The sequence below is a fragment of the Streptacidiphilus fuscans genome (assembly GCF_015690355.1).
GTDB lineage: Bacteria > Actinomycetota > Actinomycetes > Streptomycetales > Streptomycetaceae > Streptacidiphilus > Streptacidiphilus fuscans.
Genome location: NZ_JADPRT010000001.1, coordinates 115,346 through 138,112, shown reverse-complemented (window position 1 = coordinate 138,112; position 22,767 = coordinate 115,346). Strand labels below are relative to the sequence as shown.

The 22,767-nt window shown below is 71.1% G+C and carries 15 protein-coding genes; 8 read left to right on the top strand and 7 right to left on the bottom strand.

The features are described 5' to 3' along the window. From I2501_RS00605 to I2501_RS00590, 4 genes are all read right to left on the bottom strand, one after another. Complete coding sequence (locus I2501_RS00605; RefSeq protein ID WP_196191736.1) at positions 1-1,110, bottom strand: aminoglycoside phosphotransferase family protein; 1,110 nt, start codon at positions 1,108-1,110, stop codon at positions 1-3. Next, a complete protein-coding gene (locus tag I2501_RS00600; RefSeq protein WP_196191735.1) occupies positions 1,107-4,004 on the bottom strand; it encodes an HAD family hydrolase in 2,898 nt (965 codons plus the stop codon). The genes I2501_RS00605 and I2501_RS00600 overlap by 4 nt, the downstream gene beginning before the upstream one ends. Before the next feature lie 250 nt (positions 4,005-4,254). Beyond that, positions 4,255-5,577 carry a lipopolysaccharide biosynthesis protein gene (locus I2501_RS00595; RefSeq protein WP_196191734.1) on the bottom strand — a complete coding sequence of 441 codons (1,323 nt, stop codon included), beginning with the start codon at positions 5,575-5,577 and terminating at the stop codon, positions 4,255-4,257. Between the two features lie 60 nt (positions 5,578-5,637). Then, complete coding sequence (locus tag I2501_RS00590) at positions 5,638-6,747, bottom strand: GNAT family N-acetyltransferase (RefSeq protein WP_196191733.1); 1,110 nt, start codon at positions 6,745-6,747, stop codon at positions 5,638-5,640. Between the two features lie 101 nt (positions 6,748-6,848). On the opposite strand from I2501_RS00590, the gene I2501_RS00585 reads away from it, so the two are divergent. The 3 genes from I2501_RS00585 (at position 6,849) to I2501_RS00575 (ending at position 13,073) form a co-directional block, all read left to right on the top strand. Beyond that, complete coding sequence (locus tag I2501_RS00585) at positions 6,849-7,913, top strand: GNAT family N-acetyltransferase (RefSeq protein ID WP_196191732.1); 1,065 nt, start codon at positions 6,849-6,851, stop codon at positions 7,911-7,913. A 404-nt stretch (positions 7,914-8,317) separates the two neighbouring features. After that, positions 8,318-11,911: a choice-of-anchor D domain-containing protein gene (locus I2501_RS00580; protein ID WP_196191731.1), complete on the top strand. Its 3,594-nt coding sequence runs from the start codon at positions 8,318-8,320 to the stop codon at positions 11,909-11,911. Between the two features lie 289 nt (positions 11,912-12,200). Continuing rightward, complete coding sequence (locus I2501_RS00575; protein WP_196191730.1) at positions 12,201-13,073, top strand: SDR family oxidoreductase; 873 nt, start codon at positions 12,201-12,203, stop codon at positions 13,071-13,073. Positions 13,074-13,148: 75 nt separating this feature from the next. Here the strand turns inward: I2501_RS00575 and I2501_RS00570 are convergent, their stop codons facing one another. Continuing rightward, positions 13,149-15,158 carry a S53 family peptidase gene (locus tag I2501_RS00570; RefSeq protein WP_196191729.1) on the bottom strand — a complete coding sequence of 670 codons (2,010 nt, stop codon included), beginning with the start codon at positions 15,156-15,158 and terminating at the stop codon, positions 13,149-13,151. Positions 15,159-15,654: 496 nt separating this feature from the next. Here I2501_RS00570 and nicT point away from each other — a divergent pair, with 496 nt between their 5' ends. Both nicT and I2501_RS00560 read left to right on the top strand, forming a co-directional pair. Beyond that, positions 15,655-16,806 carry a Nickel transporter NicT gene (gene nicT, locus I2501_RS00565; protein WP_456243080.1) on the top strand — a complete coding sequence of 384 codons (1,152 nt, stop codon included), beginning with the start codon at positions 15,655-15,657 and terminating at the stop codon, positions 16,804-16,806. A 127-nt stretch (positions 16,807-16,933) separates the two neighbouring features. Beyond that, positions 16,934-17,326 carry an ArsR/SmtB family transcription factor gene (locus tag I2501_RS00560; protein ID WP_196191727.1) on the top strand — a complete coding sequence of 131 codons (393 nt, stop codon included), beginning with the start codon at positions 16,934-16,936 and terminating at the stop codon, positions 17,324-17,326. A gap of 12 nt (positions 17,327-17,338) precedes the next feature. Here I2501_RS00560 and I2501_RS00555 read toward each other — a convergent pair whose 3' ends face one another. Together I2501_RS00555 and I2501_RS00550 are read right to left on the bottom strand one after the other, a co-directional pair. Next, complete coding sequence (locus I2501_RS00555) at positions 17,339-18,844, bottom strand: NCS1 family nucleobase:cation symporter-1 (RefSeq protein WP_196192297.1); 1,506 nt, start codon at positions 18,842-18,844, stop codon at positions 17,339-17,341. An 81-nt stretch (positions 18,845-18,925) separates the two neighbouring features. Next, positions 18,926-19,441 carry a hypothetical protein gene (locus I2501_RS00550; protein ID WP_196191726.1) on the bottom strand — a complete coding sequence of 172 codons (516 nt, stop codon included), beginning with the start codon at positions 19,439-19,441 and terminating at the stop codon, positions 18,926-18,928. A 361-nt stretch (positions 19,442-19,802) separates the two neighbouring features. Here I2501_RS00550 and I2501_RS00545 point away from each other — a divergent pair, with 361 nt between their 5' ends. The 3 genes from I2501_RS00545 (at position 19,803) to I2501_RS00535 (ending at position 22,737) form a co-directional block, all read left to right on the top strand. Further along, positions 19,803-21,146, top strand: a complete 1,344-nt coding sequence (locus I2501_RS00545; RefSeq protein WP_196191725.1) for a TIM44-like domain-containing protein — start codon at positions 19,803-19,805, stop codon at positions 21,144-21,146. A gap of 32 nt (positions 21,147-21,178) precedes the next feature. After that, a complete protein-coding gene (locus I2501_RS00540) occupies positions 21,179-21,553 on the top strand; it encodes a hypothetical protein (protein ID WP_196191724.1) in 375 nt (124 codons plus the stop codon). Between the two features lie 125 nt (positions 21,554-21,678). Next, positions 21,679-22,737 (top strand): LacI family DNA-binding transcriptional regulator, encoded by a 1,059-nt coding sequence (locus tag I2501_RS00535; protein WP_196191723.1) that lies wholly within the window; start codon positions 21,679-21,681, stop codon positions 22,735-22,737. Positions 22,738-22,767: the final 30 nt, after the last annotated feature.

The window sequence follows — 22,767 nt, the reverse complement described above, 5'->3', positions numbered from 1 at the left end:
TCAGGGCACCGGCCATTGCACCGCCTCCGCGAGCACCGGCGCGACCGCGCGGCGGTACCAGATCCGGCTGCGCCCGTAGCGCGGCGACTTGGTGACGTTCGCGGCCACGTGCCAGAGCCAGGCCAGCAGCACGAAGTCCACGTCGGAGGCGTCGGCCACGTCCGCCGTGTCCTGGCCCGCGAGCAGACGCGCGTCCTCGGGGGCGAGCGCGCCGTCGTGGAGGATGCCCGCCACGACCGGGCCGAGGTCGGCGCCGTTGCGCAGGCAGCGCACCATGAGCACGAAGGTGGCGGCGTCGACGACCACCGGGCCGTCCGCGCGGGCCTCACCCCAGTCGACGATGCCGGTGACCCGGCTGCCCTCCTCGTCCAGCAGCACGTTGCCCGGATGGTAGTCGCCGTGGGTCCAGCCGACCGCGACGGTGCGGCCGTCCAGAGCGCCGCGCAGCCGCGCGCCGACAGCGGTCAGCCCGGCCGCTCCCGGGCCGGTGCGGCACCAGGGCACGTCGCCGCGCACGGCCGCCAACGGTTCCGTCACCCACGCGTCGGCGCGGCCCGCGCCGGGCTCGGGACGGGCGGTGACGCGGTGGAGCACGGCGAGCGCGTCCAGCGCGAGGCGGGCGACCGAGTCGGCGGTGTCGGGGCGGGCTCGCAGGATCGTGGCGGCGTCGCGGCCCGGCAGGCGGCTCTCGGTGATCATCGGCAGCGGAGCGTCCAGGTCCCGGTCCAGCGGCGCGGGGACCAGCCGCCGCCACTCGCCGAGCCTTTCGTCCTGCCGAAGGCGCGTCAGCACCGCCCACTCCCGGTCGAGCGCGCGGGCCGCGGGCTCGCTGTGCGCGTGCTTGAGCACGACACTTCCCCGGTCCGGCAGTTCGAGTTGCAGGACCAGCACGTCGGCGAGGCCGCTGCCGCGTCGCCGGGCCGACGGAGGCTGCTCCGGCCGGAAACGCCTGGCCAGACGCCGGGCCTCACGGCGCTCCACGGGCACCCGCAGCACCGTCGGCCGCCGCACGGGCAGGAACCCGCGCACCTGCTCCCGGAGCGTCACGCCGTGGTCCGCCGCGACGGAACTCCCGCGACCGGAGCCGCCCGAGGCACGCTGCGCTCTCATGCGGCCCGGCTCCCCGGCGTCGGCCGCGCCGCCGGCGCGGGTTGCGGGCGGGGCGTTCCCGTGGTGACCAGATGCAGAGAGTCGCCGAAGGGACGGCGGGCGTGCAGCAACTCGGCCTCGTGGCGCGCCACCAGCCCGGCGTCCGCCAGGGCGAGGCGCGCCAGCCGCGCCAGCGCCCCGCTGCGGCCCGCCTCCGGCAGGGCGAGGACGTCGAGCACGGCCCGCGTCTCCACTGGTAGCGCAGGCGGACGGCAGAGCGGGCAGTGCCCCGGACGGTGGCCCAGCAGCGTGGCGACCGCGTCGGCCAACCCGGCCTGGTACGCGCCCCGGGTCGCGCGGACGCCGTCGCCCGACAGCCGCCGCGCGTGCGCGGGCACGGCCGCGTGCCGGGCCCAGCGCAGCAGCGGCAGGTCGGCCGAGCCGTCGCCCACCGCGAGCAGGGGCGGTTCGACGGGCTCGCCCATGAGCGTGAACAGGGCGCGCACCCCGGCGGCCTTGTCCGCTCCGCGCGGGACGAAGTCCGTCTGCGCGTCGCCGGGCACGGCCTCGAAGAGGCGGCCGAACGGCTCGCTGCGCAGCAGTTCCTCGGTCTCTGCAGCTGACAGCCCGGTGCGTCGGCCGTCCGTCCCGCGCACCGACGCCCGGACGCACCAGTGCGACAGCGGGTCGGTCTCATGGCCGGTCCTGGACGCCAGCAGCGCGGCCAGTCCCCCGTCCCCCTCGGCGCGCCGCGCGTCGTCGAGGACGACGCGCTGCCGGTCGCTCGCCGCGTCGAAGCAGACGGCGCCGTACTCGCCCACTCCCCCCGTCAACCCGTAGGCCGCGCACCGGTCGCGGACCTCCGCGAGCGAGCGGCCAGTGGCGAGGACCGTCCGGAAGCCGTGTGCGCGCAGGGCCCGGAGGGCGAGCATCCCGAGCGGCGACGCGGACGGGAACCCGAGCGCGTCGGTCTCCAGAACTCCGTCGATGTCCAGCACCACCAGGGAAGTTGACGACTCGTCAATGACCCTGTCGTCCAGGTCGGCCAGGAGCGCCCCGGCGAGGAAGCGCTGGGCCGCCCTGGCCTTCGCCCGTCGGGCGTGGGCGCGCAGCGCCCGCGTGTCGCCGCGGCCCTGGGCCAGCCGCACCGCGTTGCCCGCCTGGACCAGCTGGAACAGGAACCAGCGCGCGGGCGCGATTTGACGCCCCGTCAGATCAGCGTAGGCACGCAATAGTTCATGCTCGACCGCGTCGTCTACGTCTTCTGCCTCGACCGCGTCGTCGAAGTCGCCGTGCGCGACGAACCCCGCGAGGTCGTAGGCGGCGTCGTAGCAGGCCAGGTCGAGGCTGGAGAAGCCGCCCTCGGCCCAGTCCAGCTTGCGCGACGCGCGGCTGCCGTCCGGTGCCCAGCGCCACGGTGCGGTGCGGCCGTCGACGAGGCACGGACGCGGCGCGGCGGCCAGCAGACTCCGCGTCAACGGCTGCACGAGGGCGGGCCGCAGCAGCACGCCCGCGCGGCCGAGTACCGGGGCGAGCATCCGCGCGGCGGACTCCCAGACCGGATCGCGCCCGCCCAGGTGCCCGCTCCGGTCCTCCCCCAGGCCCAGCCGGTCCTCCCGTCGCACCACGTATGCGGCGGCCTCGCCCGGCGTGACCTGCGAGGACGGCACGGTGGCAGCGTCCGGCCCGTCCAGCCGGTCACGGAGCAACACGCCGTCGGCGAAGCCGTGGACACGCGGCACCAGGCCGCGGAGCACGTCCGCCGTGGCCACGGCGAGACGGCCGAACCGCCCGACGCCGGTCCACTCGGCGCAGAGCGCCAGCTCTTGGCTCTCGCCACCGTCACCTGCGACGACGACGTCGAGCGGCACGCGGAGATGGCCACCACGCGAGGCCCGGCCCGGTTCCGGCACGCGCACGTCGAGGACCCGAACTCCCGCCAGCAGGCGCGGAACCGCCTCCCGCAGGGCGGGCGGCGAGAGCAACTCCCGTACGTGCCAGGCAGATCCTGGCAGCATCACGCAGCCGTACCGGGCCAGGCGGTCCGGGACGACCGGCGGGTCGTCGAAGCAGGCGAAGACGGGGACGACGGCCTGGCTCGGCACGCCCTCACGCACCAGGGCCGCCGCCACGTCGGCCAACGAGCCACCCGTCACCGGCGGGTCGTCCACCAGCAGCAGGCGTGCGGCGACACCGAACGCGGCGCGTGCGGGCAGCGGCGCACCGGGCCGCGTCGTGGCCCAGTCGACGCGCGTATGACCGTCGCGGCGTAGCGCGGCGGCGAGCAGCGGGGCGAGATAGCTCCCGGAGGTCCGGATTCCCAGCACCAGGAGCGGCGGTTCACGGGCCGGGTACGCCTCGGAGTAACGGCGGGCGAGCGCGGCCACGTCGGCGGGGTGCTGGTCGAAGCTGCGAAAGCAGGCCGGCGGGCGCAGCAGGTCCCGCGCGACCAGCCGCCGTGACCCCCGTCCCGGCCCCGCCAGCACCCGCCCCGCGACGGCGGACTGCGGCGCGCACGTGGAGTCGTCCCCCATGACCATCCCGGCGAGCGCGAGGGTCAGGGCCGCCGCGTCGGCGGCCCACGCGCGCAGGGCACGGGTCGGCGGCGACGCCCGATACGCGGCCTCCGCAGCCTCGAGCAGCTCGAAGCCCACGCGCAGCGCGGAGCTGTCGCCGTCACGCTTGGCGAGATGGGTCAGCAGGCGACGCGGCGGCCACGAGACGCTGTCGATCCGGTCCTCGACGATCTGCAGCGCACCCGCCGCCCACAGATACGCGTCGAGCCACTCCCCTTCGGCCAGGGAGCGGCCCAGTCCGGCGAGCGTTTCGTCGAGGGTGGCGAAGGGGTCCGGAACCGGACCGCCCACGTTCCCGAGCGCAGCCGAGGGGTCGACCTCGCTCCTGCTGGCGCTCATCATCTGGCTCCCGGGATGCCGGTGGCTACGGGGGGCCGCCTCCTCCGCGCGCTCTTCGTTCCAGGGTGCACCCGCCTGACGCGGCGAGCACCTCAGGGGCGCGGGGAACTGCGCGGGACACCACCCTGTGCGGATGGCCCTGACCGTTCGGCCTGCTAGCTGCGTGGGTGGCTTGTCGCGCCCACGCGGCGGAGCCGCACATCAGCAGAGCCCCGCGCCCCTGATGGTGCAAGCACCCCGTCTGCAGAGATCAGTCCCGCCGCGCGTTCGGCAACCACCAGTCGCGTCGCCACAGCAGCACCGCCGCGACCACGCTCTGCCCGATCAGCCACGCCGCGCCCGCACCCGTGATGCCCATCACGGGAAGCAGCGCCTCCGTCAGTCCCAGCACCAGGAACGCCAGCGACCCCAGCACACCCACCACGACGCGCATCCGCCGCCTCGCCCGGGACAGCGCGACCACCGTCGTGTTGAGCAGGTTCGGCAGCGCGGAGAGCGTGAGCAGCCACAGCGTGACCGTGCCGTGGCGGGCGTAGGCCTCGCCGAAGAGGCGCAGTGCCCAGGGCGAGACAGCCAGCACCGCCGCCACCGCGAGCACCAGCACCCGGCCCGCGTGGCGCAGCACCCGCCGGTACGCGTCGAGCCGGGTGATGTCCCGCGCGGACTCGACGACGAGCGAGTACCCCATGTTGGCGCTGAAGGCGTACAGCGCCAGCGGCACCAGCCAGGCGAGCGAGAAGTACGCCGCGTCAGCGGCGCCGAGCCGGTTGAGCACGATCACGGGCGGCAGGTTGACGGCAGCCAGCCAGCACATCGCACCCACGTAGTCGGCCGAGACGTAGCCGAGCGTGAGCCGGGAGGTGTCCGCGGCCGGCTCGGGCGCCGCACGCTGGTGGCGGGGCAAGGCGTGGGCGAACAGGAAGGTGTTGGTGAGCGCGAGCGAGAGGACGAGGCCGACCATCCAGGAGGCGAGGATGCCGCTGGCGGTGCCGACGGCGGCGAAGAGGGCAAGCAGCCCGATCTTCTCCGCCGCGAACAGCCCGTTCTCCAGCGCCACCCAGTCGGCCCGGCGCAGGCCGGTGAGGACGCCGTCCTGGAGGTTGAAGATGGCGTAGCCGCTGGTGGCGAGGACGAACGCCGCGCCGAGGCCCCACGTGTGCAGGAAGTCCAGCCCGGGCGACAGCTGCGGGATCAGCAGCACGAACCCGGCGGCGAACAGGAGCGTCACCAAGGCGGCCACGACGTAGGCACGGCCGACCAGTCGGCCGGTACGCGCCCCGGCCGACGGCACGAAACGGACCATGGCGTTGGCGAGGTTCAGCTGCCCGACTCCCCCGAGGAACATCATCGCGGAGACCGCCGCCGTGTTCCGGCCCACCTCGTCGGGGCTGTACCAGTGGGCTCCGAGCGCCCAGTACAGCGCACCGAAGAGGGAGGTCAGCACGGACGAGAGGGTCAGCAAGTGGGCGTTGCGCAGCAGCGGGTCGTAGCGGGCCGCCGCGACGAGCAGCGCCCTGCCGCGCGACCGCAGCGAGCGCGTGGCGGCGCCCGAGCTGCTGGCTCCGGTGCTCACCACAGGCGAGCTCCCGTCCTCGACCGGGTCAGGTCCGCCCAGTTTATTCCTTGATGCCCGTTATTCCCTGACACCCGCAAGGCTCCCTGGCTCCGCTCGGTGGTCACCGCGCAGACGGGCAAGGATTCGGGCGGCGGTGGATTCCATGCCGCTCCCAAGGTGCTCCAGGCGCGTGAACGGCAGACGTTCCCTACGGCATTCGAGCACCGTCCGGGGCGTGGCACCCATCGCCTCCTTGGTCACCTCGATCCCCCGGACACCACCGGACATGCCCATGCTGTAGAAGCGACACCCCTGGTCGCAGGCGTCCTCGATCGCCGCCCGCTGGAGCAGCAGTCCGGCCCGCAGCGACGCGAACTCCTTGACGGCGTAGCTGCGGAAGGAGACGCCGTGCTCGCCGTGGACGAACGTCATGAGCCCCGCCACCGGCTCGCCGTCGTAGCGCGCCAGCCAGAGCCGACAGGCGCCGTCCAGCGACGTCGCCAGAGTCTCGAACATCGGCAGCGGTTCCCGGCGACGTGCCAGCGCGGCGGCGAGCGGCCAGGGCAGGCCGGACTTTCGGGCACGCTCTGCCGACCAACGCAGGTAGACGTCGTAGAAAGCGGGGACCAGCCGCCCCGTCACGTCCCGCTCGACGGTGAGGCCGGAGCGTTCTGCCTTGCGCACGTTCTTCCTGGTGGAGGCGTGGAAGCGGTCGTCACGCACCCGGGCGAAACCGCCGTCCAGGTCGAGCACGTGCACGTGCGCACGGACCACGTCGACGCGAGGCGCTGCTCCGAGCGCCAGGCCTTGTTCCCAGCGGTCGGTGACGTCGTGCATCGCCGCGATCCTGACTCCGGGCGTTCGCGCCAGGAGCACGTCCGACAGGACCAGGTCCACATCCTCGGGCCGTAGCCCCCCGGTCGCCAGCAGCCCTCCGGGGCCCATGCGGTGCGGATAGGCGGCGTCGAACACGATCCCTGGGATCAGTGAGCGCCGCACCAAGGGCAGCAGCAGACGGCGCCCGTCCCCGGTCGTGTAGAGACGGCTGGCATCGCGACCGCCGGTCAGCCGGATCACCGCGTCGAACCAGGCCGGGGTCTGGAAGACCGAGGAGGCCGGATCGCCGGCCAGCAGTCGGTTCCACTCGGACCTCGGCGCCGGGCTGACGACCGCTTGGCTGGTGGGCACAGGGCCTCCGACGGACGACGGACACGCTAGATTTGACCATAGGGCAGAAATGGCTCAAAAGCCGTGTACAGGATGAATGACCGGCTGAATCGGAGACGTCCGTGGCGAGCGCCCAGGGCAGTCACATCGAGGTCACCAGCCCCGTACCCAGGGAGCTGTGGTGGGAGTTGGCGCGCCGCGACCGGGACGTACTCGTCACCCAGACGCCGACCTGGCTCGACTGCCTCTGCGACGCCTGGCCGCTGGAGGACGTGAGCCGGCACTACCGGTTCGCCTCGGGCGCAGAGTTGGTGGTCCCGATGGTGCGGCGTCGTTCCTGGCCTGGTCGGCTGCTGACGGAGGAGTCATGGCCCGGCTGGGGTGTGGGCGGGGCCGTCGTGCCTGACGGCGCTCCGGACGTGGACCAGGCGCGTCTCGTCTTCGACGACCTCGCATCCCGGCCCGCGCTGCGGGTCGCGGTCCGGTTCAGCCCGCGCGGACCGTCGGTCTGGGACGCCTCCGTGCCGGAGGGCTTCGCCTCCGTGGAACGCACGACATACCTGTTGGATCTGGCGGGCGGCTTCGAGGAGGCCTGGACACGCGGCTTCCACTCGTCCGTGCGCCAGGGCGCGCGTCGCGCCGAGCGATCGCAGGCCACCTTCGAGGTGGACCGCACCGGGCGCTTCGTGCCGCAGTTCCAGCAGCTCTACGAGGAGTCCCTGGTGCGCTGGGCCGAACAGCAGCACGAGCCGCTCGCACTCGCCCGCTGGCGCCGACTGCGCGAGGAACCGCCCCGGCTGGTGGCGGCGGTCGCCGAACGGTTCGGCGCCGACTGCGCGATCTGGCTGGCCAGCCACGAAGGGCGGCCCGCGGCCGCGATCGTGGTCCTGCGGCACGGCACCCACGCCAAGTACTGGCGTGGGGCCATGGACCGGAGCCTGGCTGCCCCGGTCCATGCCAACCACATGCTGCACCGACTCGCCATTCAGGACGCCTGCGCCGCCGGGTGCCTCCTGTACGACATGGGAGACGCCCGGCCGGGGTCCACCCTGGCGCGGTTCAAAGAGAGCTTCGGCGCCCGGCCGGTCTTCTCCCCGGCCTACTACCGCGAACGCCTGCCCCTCACCGCCGCCGACCGCTACCTGCGCGAGGCGGTCAAGCGCCTCATCGGCTTCCGCAACGCCTGATCGTCAGCTGCTGCGCTCGTGCCGCGCGCGTGCCTACGCAAATAACTTGCTCAGACGAAGCAAGATTCCGGCATGGTTTGCAGCAAGCGATGCGACCCGACATTCTCACCCGACACCGGCGTCAACACGGCACGCGGGGCTGTAGCCGCAGGGCTTGACCAGGGATCAGACCGCAAGCGACGCGCGGGTTCAGGGGGCACCGAAGACCTCATGGCTTTTCATATCTACGCAAAAAACTAGCAATTGTCGCGAGAGATATTGCGCGCGGATGTCCTAGGGATTACGGTTCCAGCCTGCTCCCCCCCGGAACGTGTCATGTCTGTTCTGCGTCACGCCTGCCTGGATGTCCGTTGCATGACACTTCTCCGGTTTCGCCCACCCCTTCCGGTTCCAAGGAGCACCTTTTGTCCAAGCTGATACGCACGCTGAGACGCGCTGCGGCCGGGGTCGCCAGTGCGGCGCTTCTGACCGGCGCCTTCGCTCTCGCGCCGGTGACGGCCTCGCCCGCGTTCGCCGCGACGCCGGTCGCGACCGGCGGGAGTGGCGCGAGTCTGCCCTACGCGGAGGTGCAGGCGGAGAGCTCGCCCACCAACGGGACGGTCATCGGCCCCAGTTACACCCAGGGGCAGCTCGCCGACGAGGCCTCGGGCCGCAAGGCGGTGACGTTGGCCGGGAACGGCAGCGGACAGTACGTCAGTTTCACCACGCCGGTGGCCACCAACTCGATCGACTTCCGCTACTCGATCCCGGACAGCTCGGACGGCTCGGTCTACACCGCGCCGCTCTCGCTCTACGTCAACGGCGTCAAGCAGAGCGACTTCTCGCTCACCAACGCCTACAGCTGGTACTACGGCAGCTACCCGTTCACCAACACCCCGAGCAGCGGGAACCCGCACCACTTCTACGACGAGGTGCACCGGCTGTTCACCACCACCTATCCGCAGGGCACCACCTTCACGCTCCAGGTGGACTCCGAGGACACCGCCTCCTCCTACACGCTGGACTTCGCCGACTTCGAGAACGTCGGCCCGGCGCTGACCCAGCCCGCGGGCTCGGTCTCGGTCACCAGCGAGGGCGCCGACCCCAGCGGCGCGACCGACTCCACCAACGCGTTCAACGCCGCCATCACCGCCGCCGGAGCGGGCGGCACGGTGTGGATCCCGCCGGGGACCTACGACGTCCCTGGCCACATCAGCGTCAACAACGTCACCGTCGCGGGCGCGGGCATGTGGTACTCGACCGTCACCGGCACGGCGCCCGGCTTCTACGGCAACTCGGCGCCCAACCCGAGCACCGGCGTGCACCTGCAGAACTTCGCCATCTTCGGCAACGTCCAGGAACGCTGCGACAGTTGCCAGGTCAACGGCATCGGCGGCGCGATGTCGAACTCGACGGTGTCGAACCTGTGGATCGAGCACACGAAGGTCGGCGCCTGGATGGACGGCCCGATGGACTCGCTGAAGTTCAGCGGCATGCGGATCCGCGACACCACGGCCGACGGCATCAACTTCCACGGCGGGGTCACCAATTCGACGGTGACCAACAGCGACATCCGCAACACCGGTGACGACGGCATCGCCACCTGGGCCGACTCCAGCATCGGCGCGGACGCCAACGACACCATCTCGAACAACACGGTCCAGCTGCAGCAGTTGGCCAACGGCATCGCGATCTACGGCGGCCACGACAACGCCGTCACCGGCAACCTGGTGCAGGACACCGGCATCACGCAGGGCGGTGGCATCCAGGTCGGCCAGCGGTTCACCTCCACCCCGGTCGGCACCACCACTATTTCGAACAACACGCTGATCCGTGACGGCTCCCTCGACCCGAACTGGCAGTTCGGCGTCGGCGCGCTCTGGTTCGACGGCAGTCAGGGCAACATCACCGGCCCGATCAACGTGACCAACGACCTGATCGAGCAGAGCCCCTTCGAGGCCGTGCAGTGGGTCGAGGGCACGATCAGCGGCGTCAACCTCAACACCGTGACCATCAACGGGACCGGGACCTTCGCGCTGCAGGAGCAGACCGGCGGCGCGGCCACCTTCCAGAACGTGACCGCCACCGGGGTCGCGCAGGTCAACGCGGGCAACGCGCCCAGCTACAACTGCGAGGGCACCGCCTTCGCGATCACCGACAACGGCGGCAACTCCGGGATCAGCCCGACCCAGTGCAACGGCTGGCCGGCCCCGGTCTACCCGCCCTATCCCCCGACCGGCGTCACCGCGTCCCCGAGCGCGCTCGGCTTCGGCTCGCAGGCGACCGGGAGCACCAGCGCCGCACAGACGGTGACGGTGACCAACCCGACCTCGGCCGCCGCGTCGGTGTCGTCGATCGCGGCGACGGGCGACTTCGCCCAGACCAACACCTGCGGCAGTTCCATCGCGGCGAACGGCTCCTGCACCGTCAGCGTCACCTTCTCGCCGACGGCGACGGGAAGCCGCACCGGCAGTCTCACCGTGAACGCGGGCGGGGTCACCAACACGGTCGCGCTGTCCGGGACGGGGACCGCGCCCGGTCCGGTGCTCGGGGCGAGCCCGGCCGGACTGACCTTCGGCGATACCGCCGTCGGCGCCACCGCGTCGACGCAGGCGGTGACGGTCACCAACTCCGGCACGACCTCGGCCTCGGTGTCCGGGGTGTCGGTCAGCGGTGACTTCACGCAGACCAACAACTGCGGCACCGTCGCGGTCGGCGCCTCCTGCACGGTGAACGTCGGCTTCGCGCCGACCGCCGCGGGCACCCGCACCGGCACCCTGACCGTGACGAGCAACGCCAACAACTCCCCGACAACGGTGGCCCTCAGCGGGACGGCCGCCGACAGCACCACCGACATCGCCGCCGGGCAGCCGGCGTCGGCCAGCTCCAGCAACGGCTCCTACGTCCCCGCCAACATGACCGACACCGACCCGAACACCTACTGGGAGAGCGCCAACGGCTCCTTCCCGCAGTGGGCGCAGGTCGACCTCGGCCGGAACTGGAGCGTCGGCAAGATCGTGCTGCGGCTGCCGCCGTCCACGGCCTGGGGTGCGCGCACCGAGACGCTCTCCGTGCTCGGCTCGACCGACGGCACCAACTTCTCCACCATCGTCGGCTCGGCGGGCTACAACTTCGACCCCAACGCCAACAACAACACCGTCACCATCCCGTTCTCGTCGACCACCGCCCGCTACGTGCGGGTCAACATCACCGCCAACACCGGTTGGGCGGCCGGACAGATCTCCGACTTCGCGGTCTACCCGAGCGCGGGCGGCTCCTCGTCCGCGACCCTCTCGGCGGCCCCGACCTCGCTGAGCTTCGCCGGACAGGCCGTCAACTCGACCAGCACGGCGCAGTCGGTGACCGTCAGCAACACCGGTTCGGCCGCAGCGTCGATCTCCTCGGTCACCACCAGCGGGGACTTCGCGCAGACCAACACCTGCGGCAGTTCGCTCGCCGCCAACGCCTCCTGCACCGTCAGCGTCACCTTCACCCCGACCGCGGCGGGCACCCGGACCGGCAGCGTCAGCGTCACCGGCAACGCGTCCAACAGCCCGCTGACGATCGCCCTGACCGGGACGGGCACCAGCACCACCCCGACGAACCTGGCGCTGAACGCGGCGACGAGCGAGTCGAGCAACACGCAGAACTACGTCTCGGCCAACGTCACCGACGGCAACCAGGCCAGCTACTGGGAGAGCGCCAACGGCACCTTCCCGCAGTGGGTCCAGGTCGACCTGGGCTCGGCGCAGAGCGTCAGCCGCGTCGTGCTGGAGCTGCCGAACAGCACCTCGTGGGCCGCGCGCAACCAGACGCTGTCGCTGCTGGGCAGCACCGACGGCACCAACTTCACCACCGTCGTCGGCTCGGCCACCTACACCTTCGACCCGAACGTCAACAGCAACACGGTGACCATCACCTTCCCGGCGACCACCCAGCGGTACTTGCGGGTCAACATCACCGCCAACACCGGCTGGGCAGCCGGTCAGCTCTCCGAGTTCCAGGTCTTCAGCAGCTGATCGGAGCACAAGGCGAGCCCACAAGGGGCCCGGGAAGCGTCCGCCTCAGCGGGCGCTTCCGCCTTGAGCGTGCGCAGCGGGCTGGCCAGCTCGGATCGAAGACATTCCCCGAGGGATTGCCCGAGAGATTGCCCGAGAGATTGCCCGAGAGGTTTCCTGCCAGCATGCCTCTGACCTCGATACTTTCCTCCCTGTCAGTACCGTACGTCAAAGTGCGTACCACCGCAGCGGAAGGGTATGGGAGGCATCCGCCGTTGACCGGGGAAACCGATCGACAAGGAGCACGCACATGACACTCGTCGTCACCGGCGCCACCGGCAACCTGGGCCGTCTGGTCGTCGAGAACCTCCTCGACCGCGGCGTCCCCGCCGCCGACATCATCGCCACCGGCCGCAGCCTCGACCGGCGGGGGGCACTGGGCGACCGCGGCGTCCAGCTGCGCGCCGCCGACTACGCCGACCCCGCGACCCTGCGCAGCGCGTTCGCCGGTGCGCACCGGGTCCTGCTGGTCTCCGGCAGCGAGCCCGGGGCCCGGGTCGAGCAGCACCGCAACGCCGTCGAAGCCGCACGGGAGGCGGGGGTCGAGCTGCTGGCCTACACCAGCATCGTCAACGCCGACACCAGCACCATGCGGCTGGCCGAGGACCACCAGGCCACCGAGGCGCTGCTGCGGGCGAGCGGCGTACCGTTCGTGCTGCTGCGCAACGGCTGGTACACGGAGAACTACACCGACCACCTCGCGGCGGTCCTGGAGCACGGCGCGCTGTTCGGCAGCGCGGGCGAGGGCCGGGTCAACACCGCTCCCCGGGCCGACTACGCAGCCGCGGCCGCGGCCGTCCTCACCACCGACGGACACGCCGGAAAGGCGTACGAGCTCGGCGGGGACGAGGCCTTCACCCTGGCCGAGCTCGCCGCCGAGATCAGCGCCGGCTCCGGAACTCCGGTCGGGTACACGGACCTTCCGGAGGCCGACTACGTCCGAGCCCTGACCGGCAACGGCGTGCCGCAGGTCTTCGCGGAGATCCTGGCCGACGCCGACCAGGGTCTGCGTCGCGGCGAACTGGCCACCACCAGTGGCGACTTGGCCCGCCTGATCGGCCGTCCCACGGTGCCGCTCAAGCAGGCGCTCAACTCGGCCCTGAACCTCGCCCGCCACGCCTGACCACCCGCCGCCAAAACGCGACCGGGGCCCGGCGGGAGTTATCCCCGCCGGGCCCCGGTGGTAGCTGACCGACCGTCAGTGCTCGTAGGACTCCAGGTAGGCCGCCGTCGGCGAGCCGACGCCGGTGGCGTTGGAGAAGCCGGGGGTGGCCACCAGGCCGTAGTCACGGCCGAAGGCCACCAGGGCGGCGTTCAGGCTGCCGTTCTGCAGGCCGTTGTCGAAGACCGCGTTGAGCGGCGGCTGGCCGTTCAACGCCGTCTTGTTGACGATGTCGTGGAAGTCCTTGGTGCCGAACCGGTCGTAGATCTCCGGGTTGGCGAACCCGAGCGGACGGTCGCCACGGGCCTGGATGGCGTCGGCCTGCACAGCCGTCCAGCACGGGGAGGAGACGCTGGTGCCGCCGTAGCCGCCCTCGCTGTACGGGCTGCCGTCGGAGAAGCCGACCAGGACCGAGGTGAACAGGTCGCCGACCATGGCGACGTCGGGGGTGACCCGCTGGGCGGTGGCGCTGGTCGCGCCCGTCATCAGGGTGTGCGACAGGGCGGTCGGGACGATGCCCTTCTGGTAGTACGGCTGGGCGAAGTAGTCGCTGGTGCCGCCGCCACCGCCGAAGAAGAACGACCCGGGCAGCGGGTTCCAGCCCGTTCCGGTCGAGTTCAGGTTGGACAGCAGGGTGCCCATGTCGGTCTCGAACTTGTAGTCGCCCTTGGGATCCGAGACGGCGAGCGCGCTGCCGCCGACGTCGGTCACGAACGGGTCCGAGGACGGGTAGCCGGCCTGGGCCTTGGTCGTGGTCGGGTCGCAGTTCACACCGGTGGCCGCGGCTCCCGGGGAGTTGTCGCCGCAGTCGCCGGCGGAGAAGTCGAAGCCGATGCCCTCGGCCGCTCCCTGCTCGAAGATCTGCTCGTAGGCGGCGATCGAGGTCGGGGACTCGCCGTCACCGGCCGCGCTGGAGTACATCAGCCCGGACCACGAGTTGGAGACGATGTCCGCCAGGTGGTTGTCGACGATGTTGGACAGCGCCGCCTGGAGGTCGTTGTCGTTGCAGGAGTTCGCGCCGACGTAGACGACGTTCGCGTCGGGGGCGAGCCCGTGCGACATCTCCACGTCCAGGGACTCCTCGGGGGCCCAGCCTGCGGCGCCCTGGCAGGCGGCCTCGCTGTTCCACTGCGCGGGCGTGACGATCTCGGTGTACTGACCGGACCGGAACGGCTGGTCGCCGTGGTTGGTGGCGTACTGGTCGGCGTCGGCGAGCATCGTCGAGGAGCCGTAGGCGTCGACGATCGCGATGGTCGCGCCCTTGCCGGTCATGCCCGTCTTGGTGATCCCGTAGGCCTGACGGAGCTGCGAGGGCTGGAAGGAGCACTGGTCGTAGTACGTCGTGTCGGTGTAACCGCGCGGGGCGCCGTCGGCCTTCTTCTGGTCCCAGGAGGTCGAGCAGGTCGGCGTGGTCGCCAGTCCGCCGCCCTTCGCCGAGGCGCCGGTGGTCTTGGCCACCTTGCTGTCCGGGACGTAGGTCGGGCGGACCGAGGGGGCCTGGGAGGCGAGGCCATCGACGCCGAGAACGGACGCGGCGACGTCGCCCGGGACGGTGACGCTGCCCGTGGGGGCCTGCAGCAGACGGCCCTTGACGCTGTAGCGGTCGAGGCCGGTGCCGAAGGCACGCTTGATCGCCGCCGCTTCGCCGCGGACGTCGATCTGGTGGTCGCTGCTGCTGACGATCTGCAGGCCCGCGCCGGTGAGCCAGTTCTGCACGGCCGTGACCTGGGACGGCGTGGCCAGGAAGCGCGCCTTGGCCTCGGCCGCGGTCAGGTAGTGGCCGTACTCCGGGCTGCTCGGGTCGGACACGGCAATGGCGTAGGCCGCCAGGGCCGCCGGGTCCTGGCCCTGGAGGTAGACGGTCGCCGTCGTCAGGGTGCCCGCCGCGACGGCGCCCTTGCTGGCGGCGGCCGTGGCCCAGCCGGGGTGACTGCCGGGGAGCACCTTGGCCTGCGGCACAGCCGGGGCGGGCGCGGCCTGGGAGGGAGCGGCCAGGGCCAGCGAGCCCGTGACCAGCGCGAGGGAGGCGGCTGCGACGGTGGCCATGCGGGCGCGCTGTCCACGGGGGGACCGGTTTGCGGAAATGACGACTCCCGGTGTGAAGATCCGTCAGAAAAGGTGCCTGGAAGCACCTTTGTGAACGCTCGTGCCGAGCGCACCACCGATGTGTACACGGGGCGAGATTTGACGCGCAAGAGGCAGGAGCCAACCTGTGAACCGGCGGTCACCACGCCAAGTGGACGCCTCAGTACGGCCTGATACTCGAAGACCTTCTCAGTTGTGCAGGCTTGTACCCGAGCCTCCGCCACCTCTAGGCTGCGGACGTCCCCGCGCTGCGCGGGGACAGTGCAGCGTCAGCGAAGTCCGGTGAGAACCCGGCACTGTCCCGCAACGGTGGAGCCCCTCGGCAGAGGGGACGAGTCCGGTCGCCTGGCGTCGCACTCCTGGAAACCAGCCTCGCAGGAAGGTCGGTCCGGACCAGGCCCTCCGGGAGTCCCGATCAGGCCGCGCCGACCTGTGAGCGTCCCGAGGAGGATGCCCAGTGTCCGCGTTCGTCGACAGAATCCGAACGGTCCGTCAGTCTCTGACTCCTGCGGAGTGGACCAGGATCGGGGTGATGTCCCTGGTGATCCTGCTGCTGAACGCCTTCGGCTGGGGCATCTACATCTTCACCGTGCTCCCCCACCACTTCCACTACGACAAGCTCGGCGTCGGCCTCGGCGTCGCGTTCACCGCCTGGACGCTGGGCGCGCGGCACGCCTTCGACGCGGACCACATCTCCGCGATCGACAACTCCACGCGAAAGCTGCTGGCGGACGGTCAACGCCCGCTGGGCAGTGGGTTCTTCTTCGCACTCGGCCACTCCACGGTCGTCTCCGCGGTCGGCGTCGGCATCACCGTCGCGGCCAAGGCCGTCTTCGGTGCGATGGTCGACCCGAACTCGACCTACGAGACCCTCGGCGGCATGCTCGGCACGCTCACCTCGGCCGGGTTCCTCTACCTGATCGCCGCGCTCAACCTGATCGTGCTCGCCGGGATCTTCAAGGTCTTCCGCGACATGCGCCGGGGCACCTTCAACGAAGGGGAGCTCGAAAAGCAGCTCCAGGCACGCGGTCTGATGTGGCGCTTCTTCGGCCGCTTCATGCGCTCGATCAACCACACCTGGCAGCTCTTCTTCGTCGGGCTGATCTTCGGCATCGGCTTCGACACCGCCACCGAGGTCGTCCTGCTGGCGGCCACCGCCTACGCCGCGACGGCCGGGCTGCCCTTCTACGCCGTCCTCGCGCTGCCGCTGCTCTTCTCCGGCGGCATGCTCCTCTTCGACACCTTCGACGGGCTCTTCATGAACTTCGCCTACGGCTGGGCCTTCGCCCGACCCGTGCGCAAGGTCTACTACAACCTCGTCATCACCGGCCTCTCCATCGCCGCCGCGTTCCTGATCGGCACCATCGAGGTGCTCGGCGTGCTCACCAGCGAGCTCCACCTCACCGGCGGCTTCTGGGACTTCATGGCCAACTTCGACATCAACAAGGCCGGCTTCGTCATCGCCGGACTCTTCGCCCTCACCTGGATCGTCGCGCTGCTCTACTGGCGCTACGGCAAGATCGAGACCCGCTGGCAGCAGGGCCTCGCCGAGGGCGAGGACGCCGCGGCCACAGCCACAGCCACCGAGGAGCCGCAGCCGTCGAGCTGACCTGACGTCGAGCTGACCTGACGTCGAGCTGAGCCGAGGTCGCAGTGCCCCGGCTCACCGGCGTCTCAAACCCGCAAACCTGCGCAGGTGTTGCAGATCGCCCCGCTCCAGGGGTCCAATGGGCCCCATGCATCTCGTCCCCACCGAGCGCGCCCACCGCAAGGCCATCGACGAACACACCGTCTGCCTGGCCATCGAAGGCATCGGCGAGCCCGACCAACTCCCCGACTGGGCCGACCGTTTCGCGCTGCTCGGCGAGCCGCACCGGCTCGCCGTGCTGCTGGCCGTGCACCGGGCCGGGCCGATCGCCGTCACCGACCTGGCCACGGCGACGGGCATCGCCGACACGGCCGTCTCGCAGATCCTGCGCCTGCTGCGCGCCGGTGGCACCGTGACCGGCGCCAAGGACGGCCGGATCGTGCGGTACGAACTCAAGGACGCCCAGCTCGCCGCGATCCTCGACCAGATCCGGCCCGCGTCGGACGGCGCGCACCACGAGCTGCACGGCAGCGCCATCTGACCGGGATGCGTCTCAATCGGTTCGGCGCTGCCCGAGGCTGAGCGCCGCGTAGAGGAGGAACGCCGAGGCCAGGCCGACGGCCCAGCCGTAGTCGGCGAGCGGCTTCAAAAAGGGGATGACTCCGTCGGCCGGGAACGGGCCCTGCTTCACGCCCTTGACCACCGTCGAGTACGAGCCGCCGATCGCCAGCAGGCCGCCCACGACGAAGGCCAGCACCGCCCGCAGGTTCCAGCCGCCCGTGTACCAGTAGCGGCCGTCCGGCCGGTACAGCTCCGCGAGGGCCAGGCGGGTGCGACGGACGAACCAGTAGTCGGCGATCAGGATCCCGGCCACCGTGCCGAGCAGCCCGCCGACCACGCCGAGCCAGGTGTAGATGTAGACGTGCGGGTTGGCGATCAGCTTCCACGGCATGATCACGATCCCGACCACGCCCGTGATCAGCGCGCCCGTACGGAAGTTGACGTACCTGGGCAGCAGGTTGGACAGGTCGTACGCCGGTGAGACGACGTTCGCGGCGATGTTCACCGACAACGTCGCCACCATCACGATCAGCAGCGCGAACAGCGCGCCCACCACGTTGCTCATCTTCGCGCTCAGCGCGATCGGGTCCCAGACCGGCGCCCCGTACACCGCCTGCGAACCCGAGGTGACGAGCACCGACAGCAGTGCGAACAGCGTCATCGTCGTCGGCAGCCCCAGCGTCTGGCCCCACAGCTGCGCCCGCTGGCTGCCGCCGAAGCGCGTGAAGTCCGGGATGTTGAGCGACAGCGTGGACCAGAAGCCGATCATCCCCATCAACGCGGGGAAGAAGACCTTCCAGAAGCCGCTCCCCCACCCCAGCTGCGAGGGCTGGTTCAGCAGCGGCCCGAGGCCGCCCGCCTTCGACACCATGAAGCCGAACAGCACCAGCGCGCCGACGATCACCAGCGGCGCGGCCCAGCTCTCCACCCGCCGCAGCGTCTCCATCCCCCGTGTGATCACCGCGATCTCGATCAGCCAGAACACCAGGAACGACAGCCACTGCGTCCACGGCGTCCCGGAGATCTGACCGGCCGTCAACCACCCGTGGCCCAGCACCTTCCCAGCCAGCAGGTAGATGCCTTCCCCGCCGATCCAGGTCTGGATGCCGAACCAGCAGCACGCCACCGCCGCCCGCACCAGCGCCGGCAGGTTCGCGCCCCGGACGCCGAACGAGGCCCGCGCGAAGACCGGGAACGGGATGCCGTACTTCGTCCCGGCGTGGCCGGTCAGCAGCATGGGCACCAGCACGATCACGTTGGCCAGCGCGATGGTCAGCACGGCCTGCTTCCAGTCCATGCCCAGCGCCACCAGCCCCGAGGCCAGCGTCCACGAGGGGATGCAGTGGGCCATGCCGACCCACAGCGCGAGGTAGTTGTACGTCCGCCAGGTGCGCCGCTCCAGCGGCACCGGAGCCAGGTCGCCGTTGGCGAAGCGTGGGTCGTCCAGGGCCACCCCGTCGGCGAGGGCGACCCGGCCGTCGGGGAACTCGGTCTGCATGCCGGAGAGATCGGCGGATCTGGCGGGTGCGGGATTTGCCGAGGACGAGGACACCGGGCACCACCTCTGCTGTTGTGGGTTTCAGCCTCTCAGGACGGGGAGCGACCCCGCGATCAAGGCCCGGAGGCGTTCGGGGTGGCGGGTCGGCACCACCCACGTGTCGCCGACCCTGGGCCGAAGCCGGCGGCTGAAGTGCGGGTCGCTGGGATCCGTGTAGTTCGAGAAGAACAGGGCGGACCCGAAGTCGGGCACGGACGCCACCTCAGCGTCGATGCGGATCACCAGCGCCGCCCGCATAAAAGGGGGAACGAGCACACCCGCCATGCACCAGGCCATGGTCTTCGGCTTGGCCCACCGGTTGCTGAGCGTGTGGAACTCGGGTGACGTGCGCAGGCGCTTCAGCGCGTCCCGGTCGGTGACGACGGACATCTCGTGGACGCCCGACCAAGGACAGGAGAACACCGCCCAGTTCTGGTGCGTGACCGTCGTGCTCCGGCGCTCGGCCCGCTTCGAGGAGACCGCCCCGATCCGGACTCCCTGCTCGTCCAGCCTGATCCCGGTCGGCCAGTTCCGGTACAGCAACGACACCGGGACCATGCAGTAGATCGGAACAAAAGCAGCGCCCACGAACCATTGCGGATTGACGGTGAGACCGAGGGCGAAGCAGAGGGCGAAGAGAGCGACGGGTCCGCAAAGGCCCATGACCAACAGAGGCAGGCCCAGTGCACAGTGGTCTTCTCGGTAAGCGAAGCGTTCTGGTCGGTCCATCCTCGGCATCCCCCGTCATTCAGGCGTCCCCCGACGCCGCCCCCGCCCCTCGCGGGCGAAGGCAGTACCAGAATCCCGGAGCACGGCAGGCCGGGCAATCCCGGGTGACCCGGCTTGTAGGGTGACCTGGAACATTTCTGATTTATTTTTTGGGGGGCGAGCCGAGGTGCGTGCCGGTCGGTGGATATGTGTGGCTGCTGGAGTCATCGCGCTGAGCAGCCCGGAGGTCGCGTTCGCCCGTGGTGGCAGCGGTAGTCACGGGTTCGGCGGCGGCGGGAGCAGCCATGGCGGCGGCTTCCACGGTTCCTCCGGCGGCGGCTTCACCGGCGGGTTCGGCGGAGGCTTCGGCCACGGTTTCGGCGGCGGGTTCGGCGTCGGCGGCTTCGGAGCCGGTGGCAGCGGGCTCGTCACCCTGCTGGTGATCGTGGCCGTGGTCCTGCTGGTCCTGTGGCTCAGGTCGCAGCGCCGGAAGGCGGCGCGGGCGAGCGGCCTGAACACGGGGTCGGACCGCACGGCGCACCGCGCGGACGCGCAGGCGCGCGAGCGCGCCGCCCAGGTCGGAGCCCGGGTCGACGCGATCGCCGACACGGACGCGACCTTCGACCGCGCCGCGCTCGAACGCCGTGCCGTGTGGCTGTACGTGTCCGCGCAGCGTGCCTGGACGCAGCGCGATCACGGCACGCTGCAACAGATCCTGTCCCCCGTGCTCTACGGCAAGTGGGCCGACGAGCTGCGCGACTACGAGTCGCGCGGCGAGGTCAACGTCGTGGAGATCGTCTCCGGCCCGGAGGTCGAGCTGGTCGACGTGGCGAACCGTGCGGGTGAGGTGAACGACACCGTCACCTTTCGGATCACCGCGACGCTCAACGACTACGTACGCAGCGGCTACGGCCAGGACGCCGTGCGCAAGGACGGCTCGACGCGCCCGGTCGAGTACTGGACGCTGCGCAAGAACGGCGCCGGCGAGTGGATCGTCTCGTCGGTGGAGCAGGCCGCCGAGGGAGCTCACCACCTGACCGCCGCCATCGAGACGGACGGCTGGGACCAGAAGGACGTCGCGCGCGAGGCGGTGCTGGAGGTGGCCGGGAAGACCGCGGTCACGGGTGCGGGCGACATCCTGTCGCTCACCACCATCTCCTGGTCCACGGACGCCGACGCCGCCGTCGGCGATCTGAGCGTGCTCGACGGCCGGTTCGACAGGTCGGTTCTCGAGGTCGCCGTCGAGCGGTTCGTCGAGGAGTGGGTCATGAACGACGGCAGCCTCGACTTCACGCCCGTGCGCACGGTCAATCGCACCGTCATGCGGGACGCTGTCATCAGGTCGGTCACGGTGCGCTCGCTGGTCTCCCGTGATCCGATCGTCTTCCGCGTCGCGGTCGACGCCGAGGGCTTCTCCTACGAGGTCGACCGCCGGAGCGAACAGGTGCTCCGCGGTGACGCGCACCGGCGCAGGCCGATCGCCTTCGCCTTCGACCTGCGGATGGACGACGCGTCGACCGAGGTGTGGACCGTGGTCGCCGCCCACGCGGAGTAGTCGTCGCCCATCGACTGAGAGGCAGAGAACGGATGACCCTGAAGGAAGGCCGACGCGTCAGGCTGGCGCAGGACCTCGCCATCGGCGACGCGGTCGCCGGTGAGCCCGGGGCCGTCGTCGGGTTCCTCTCGCTGGGAGCCGGGATCGAGGGCACCGTCGAGCGGGTGGACGGGGAGCTCCCGGAGAGCGAGGCGGTCCGCGAGTACCAGCGGCTCAAGGCGCTGTTCGACGACTACGGGCACACCATGCCTGCGGCGAGCCTGGAGCGGCTGGAGACGGAGATCGCCGCGCTGGAGCCGGAGTGGGCCGCACACCGGCAACGGGGAAGCGTGGTGACGGTCCGGGTCCGTTGGGACAACGGCTTCGTCCTCGACGGGGCCCACGGGGATGTCCTCACCCCGCTGTGAGGGTTTGCGCGTCTCCTCGTTCAGTTCTTGCAGATCTGCCACATTCAGGACGCAAGAACCAGATCTTTTGCAGTAATCATCGTCCTGATCTGTGAAATTCATCGATGATCAGCGACGATCTGCTCATGACTCGCAGACTCGCGGAAGTGGCCAGGAAGGTCGGCGTCAGTGAGGCGACGGTGAGCCGGGTGCTCAACGGCAAGCCCGGCGTCTCCGACACCACCCGCCGGGCCGTGCTCACCGCCCTCGATGTGCTCGGATACGAGCGTCCCACCCAACTGCGCGGCGTTCGCGCGCGGTTGGTCGGGCTGGTGGTGCCCGAGCTGCAGAATCCGATCTTCCCGGCGCTGGCCGAGGTGGTCGGCGGGGCACTGGTGCAGCTGGGCTTCACCCCGGTGCTCTGCACCCGGACGGCGGGTGGGCTGACCGAGGCCGAGTACGTGACGATGCTGCTCGACCAGCAGGTCTCCGGCGTGGTGTTCTGCGGGGGGCTCAGCGCCGAGGAGTACCAGCAACTGCTGGGCCGCGGCGTGCCCGTGGTGCTGTTGAACGCGGCCGTCGACTACGCGGCCCTGCCGCCCGCGCTGATCAGGGATCCGGTGAGCGGGAGCAGGCTCGGGTTCCCGCAGGTGTCCACCGACGACTCGGCCGCGGTCGAGCAGGCCTTCAACCATCTGTGGGCGCTGGGTCATCGGCAGATCAGCCTGCTGGTCGGGCCCGCCGACCACGTGCCCTCGCGACGCAAGGCGGAGTCCTTCGCCCGCCTGTGTCACCGGACCGGCAGCGACCACGGCGGGAGGATCGGGCACGCGCTCTTCTCCTTCGAGGGCGGCCAGGCCGCCGCCGCGGAGCTGCTGGCCGACGGCGCGACAGCGGTGGTCTGCGGCAGCGACATCCTGGCCCTGGGCGCGGTGCGCGCCGCGCGGCGGCGCGGGCTGGAGGTGCCGCGGGACGTCTCGGTGATCGGCTACGACGACTCCGCTTTTATGAACTACACCGATCCGCCGCTGACCACGCTGCGGCAGCCGATCGACGCGATGGCCCGTGCCGCGGTGACCCTGTTGGTCAACCAGATCGGCGGCGGCGCGCCGACGCCGAAGGAGCTGCTGCACGAGCCCGAGCTGGTGGTACGCGGGTCCACCGCGCCGCCCGCCCTGGCACCGGCCGGGCTGGCCCGGGTCTGAGCGACCCGGGCCGGCCGGGGGCCGCGCCTG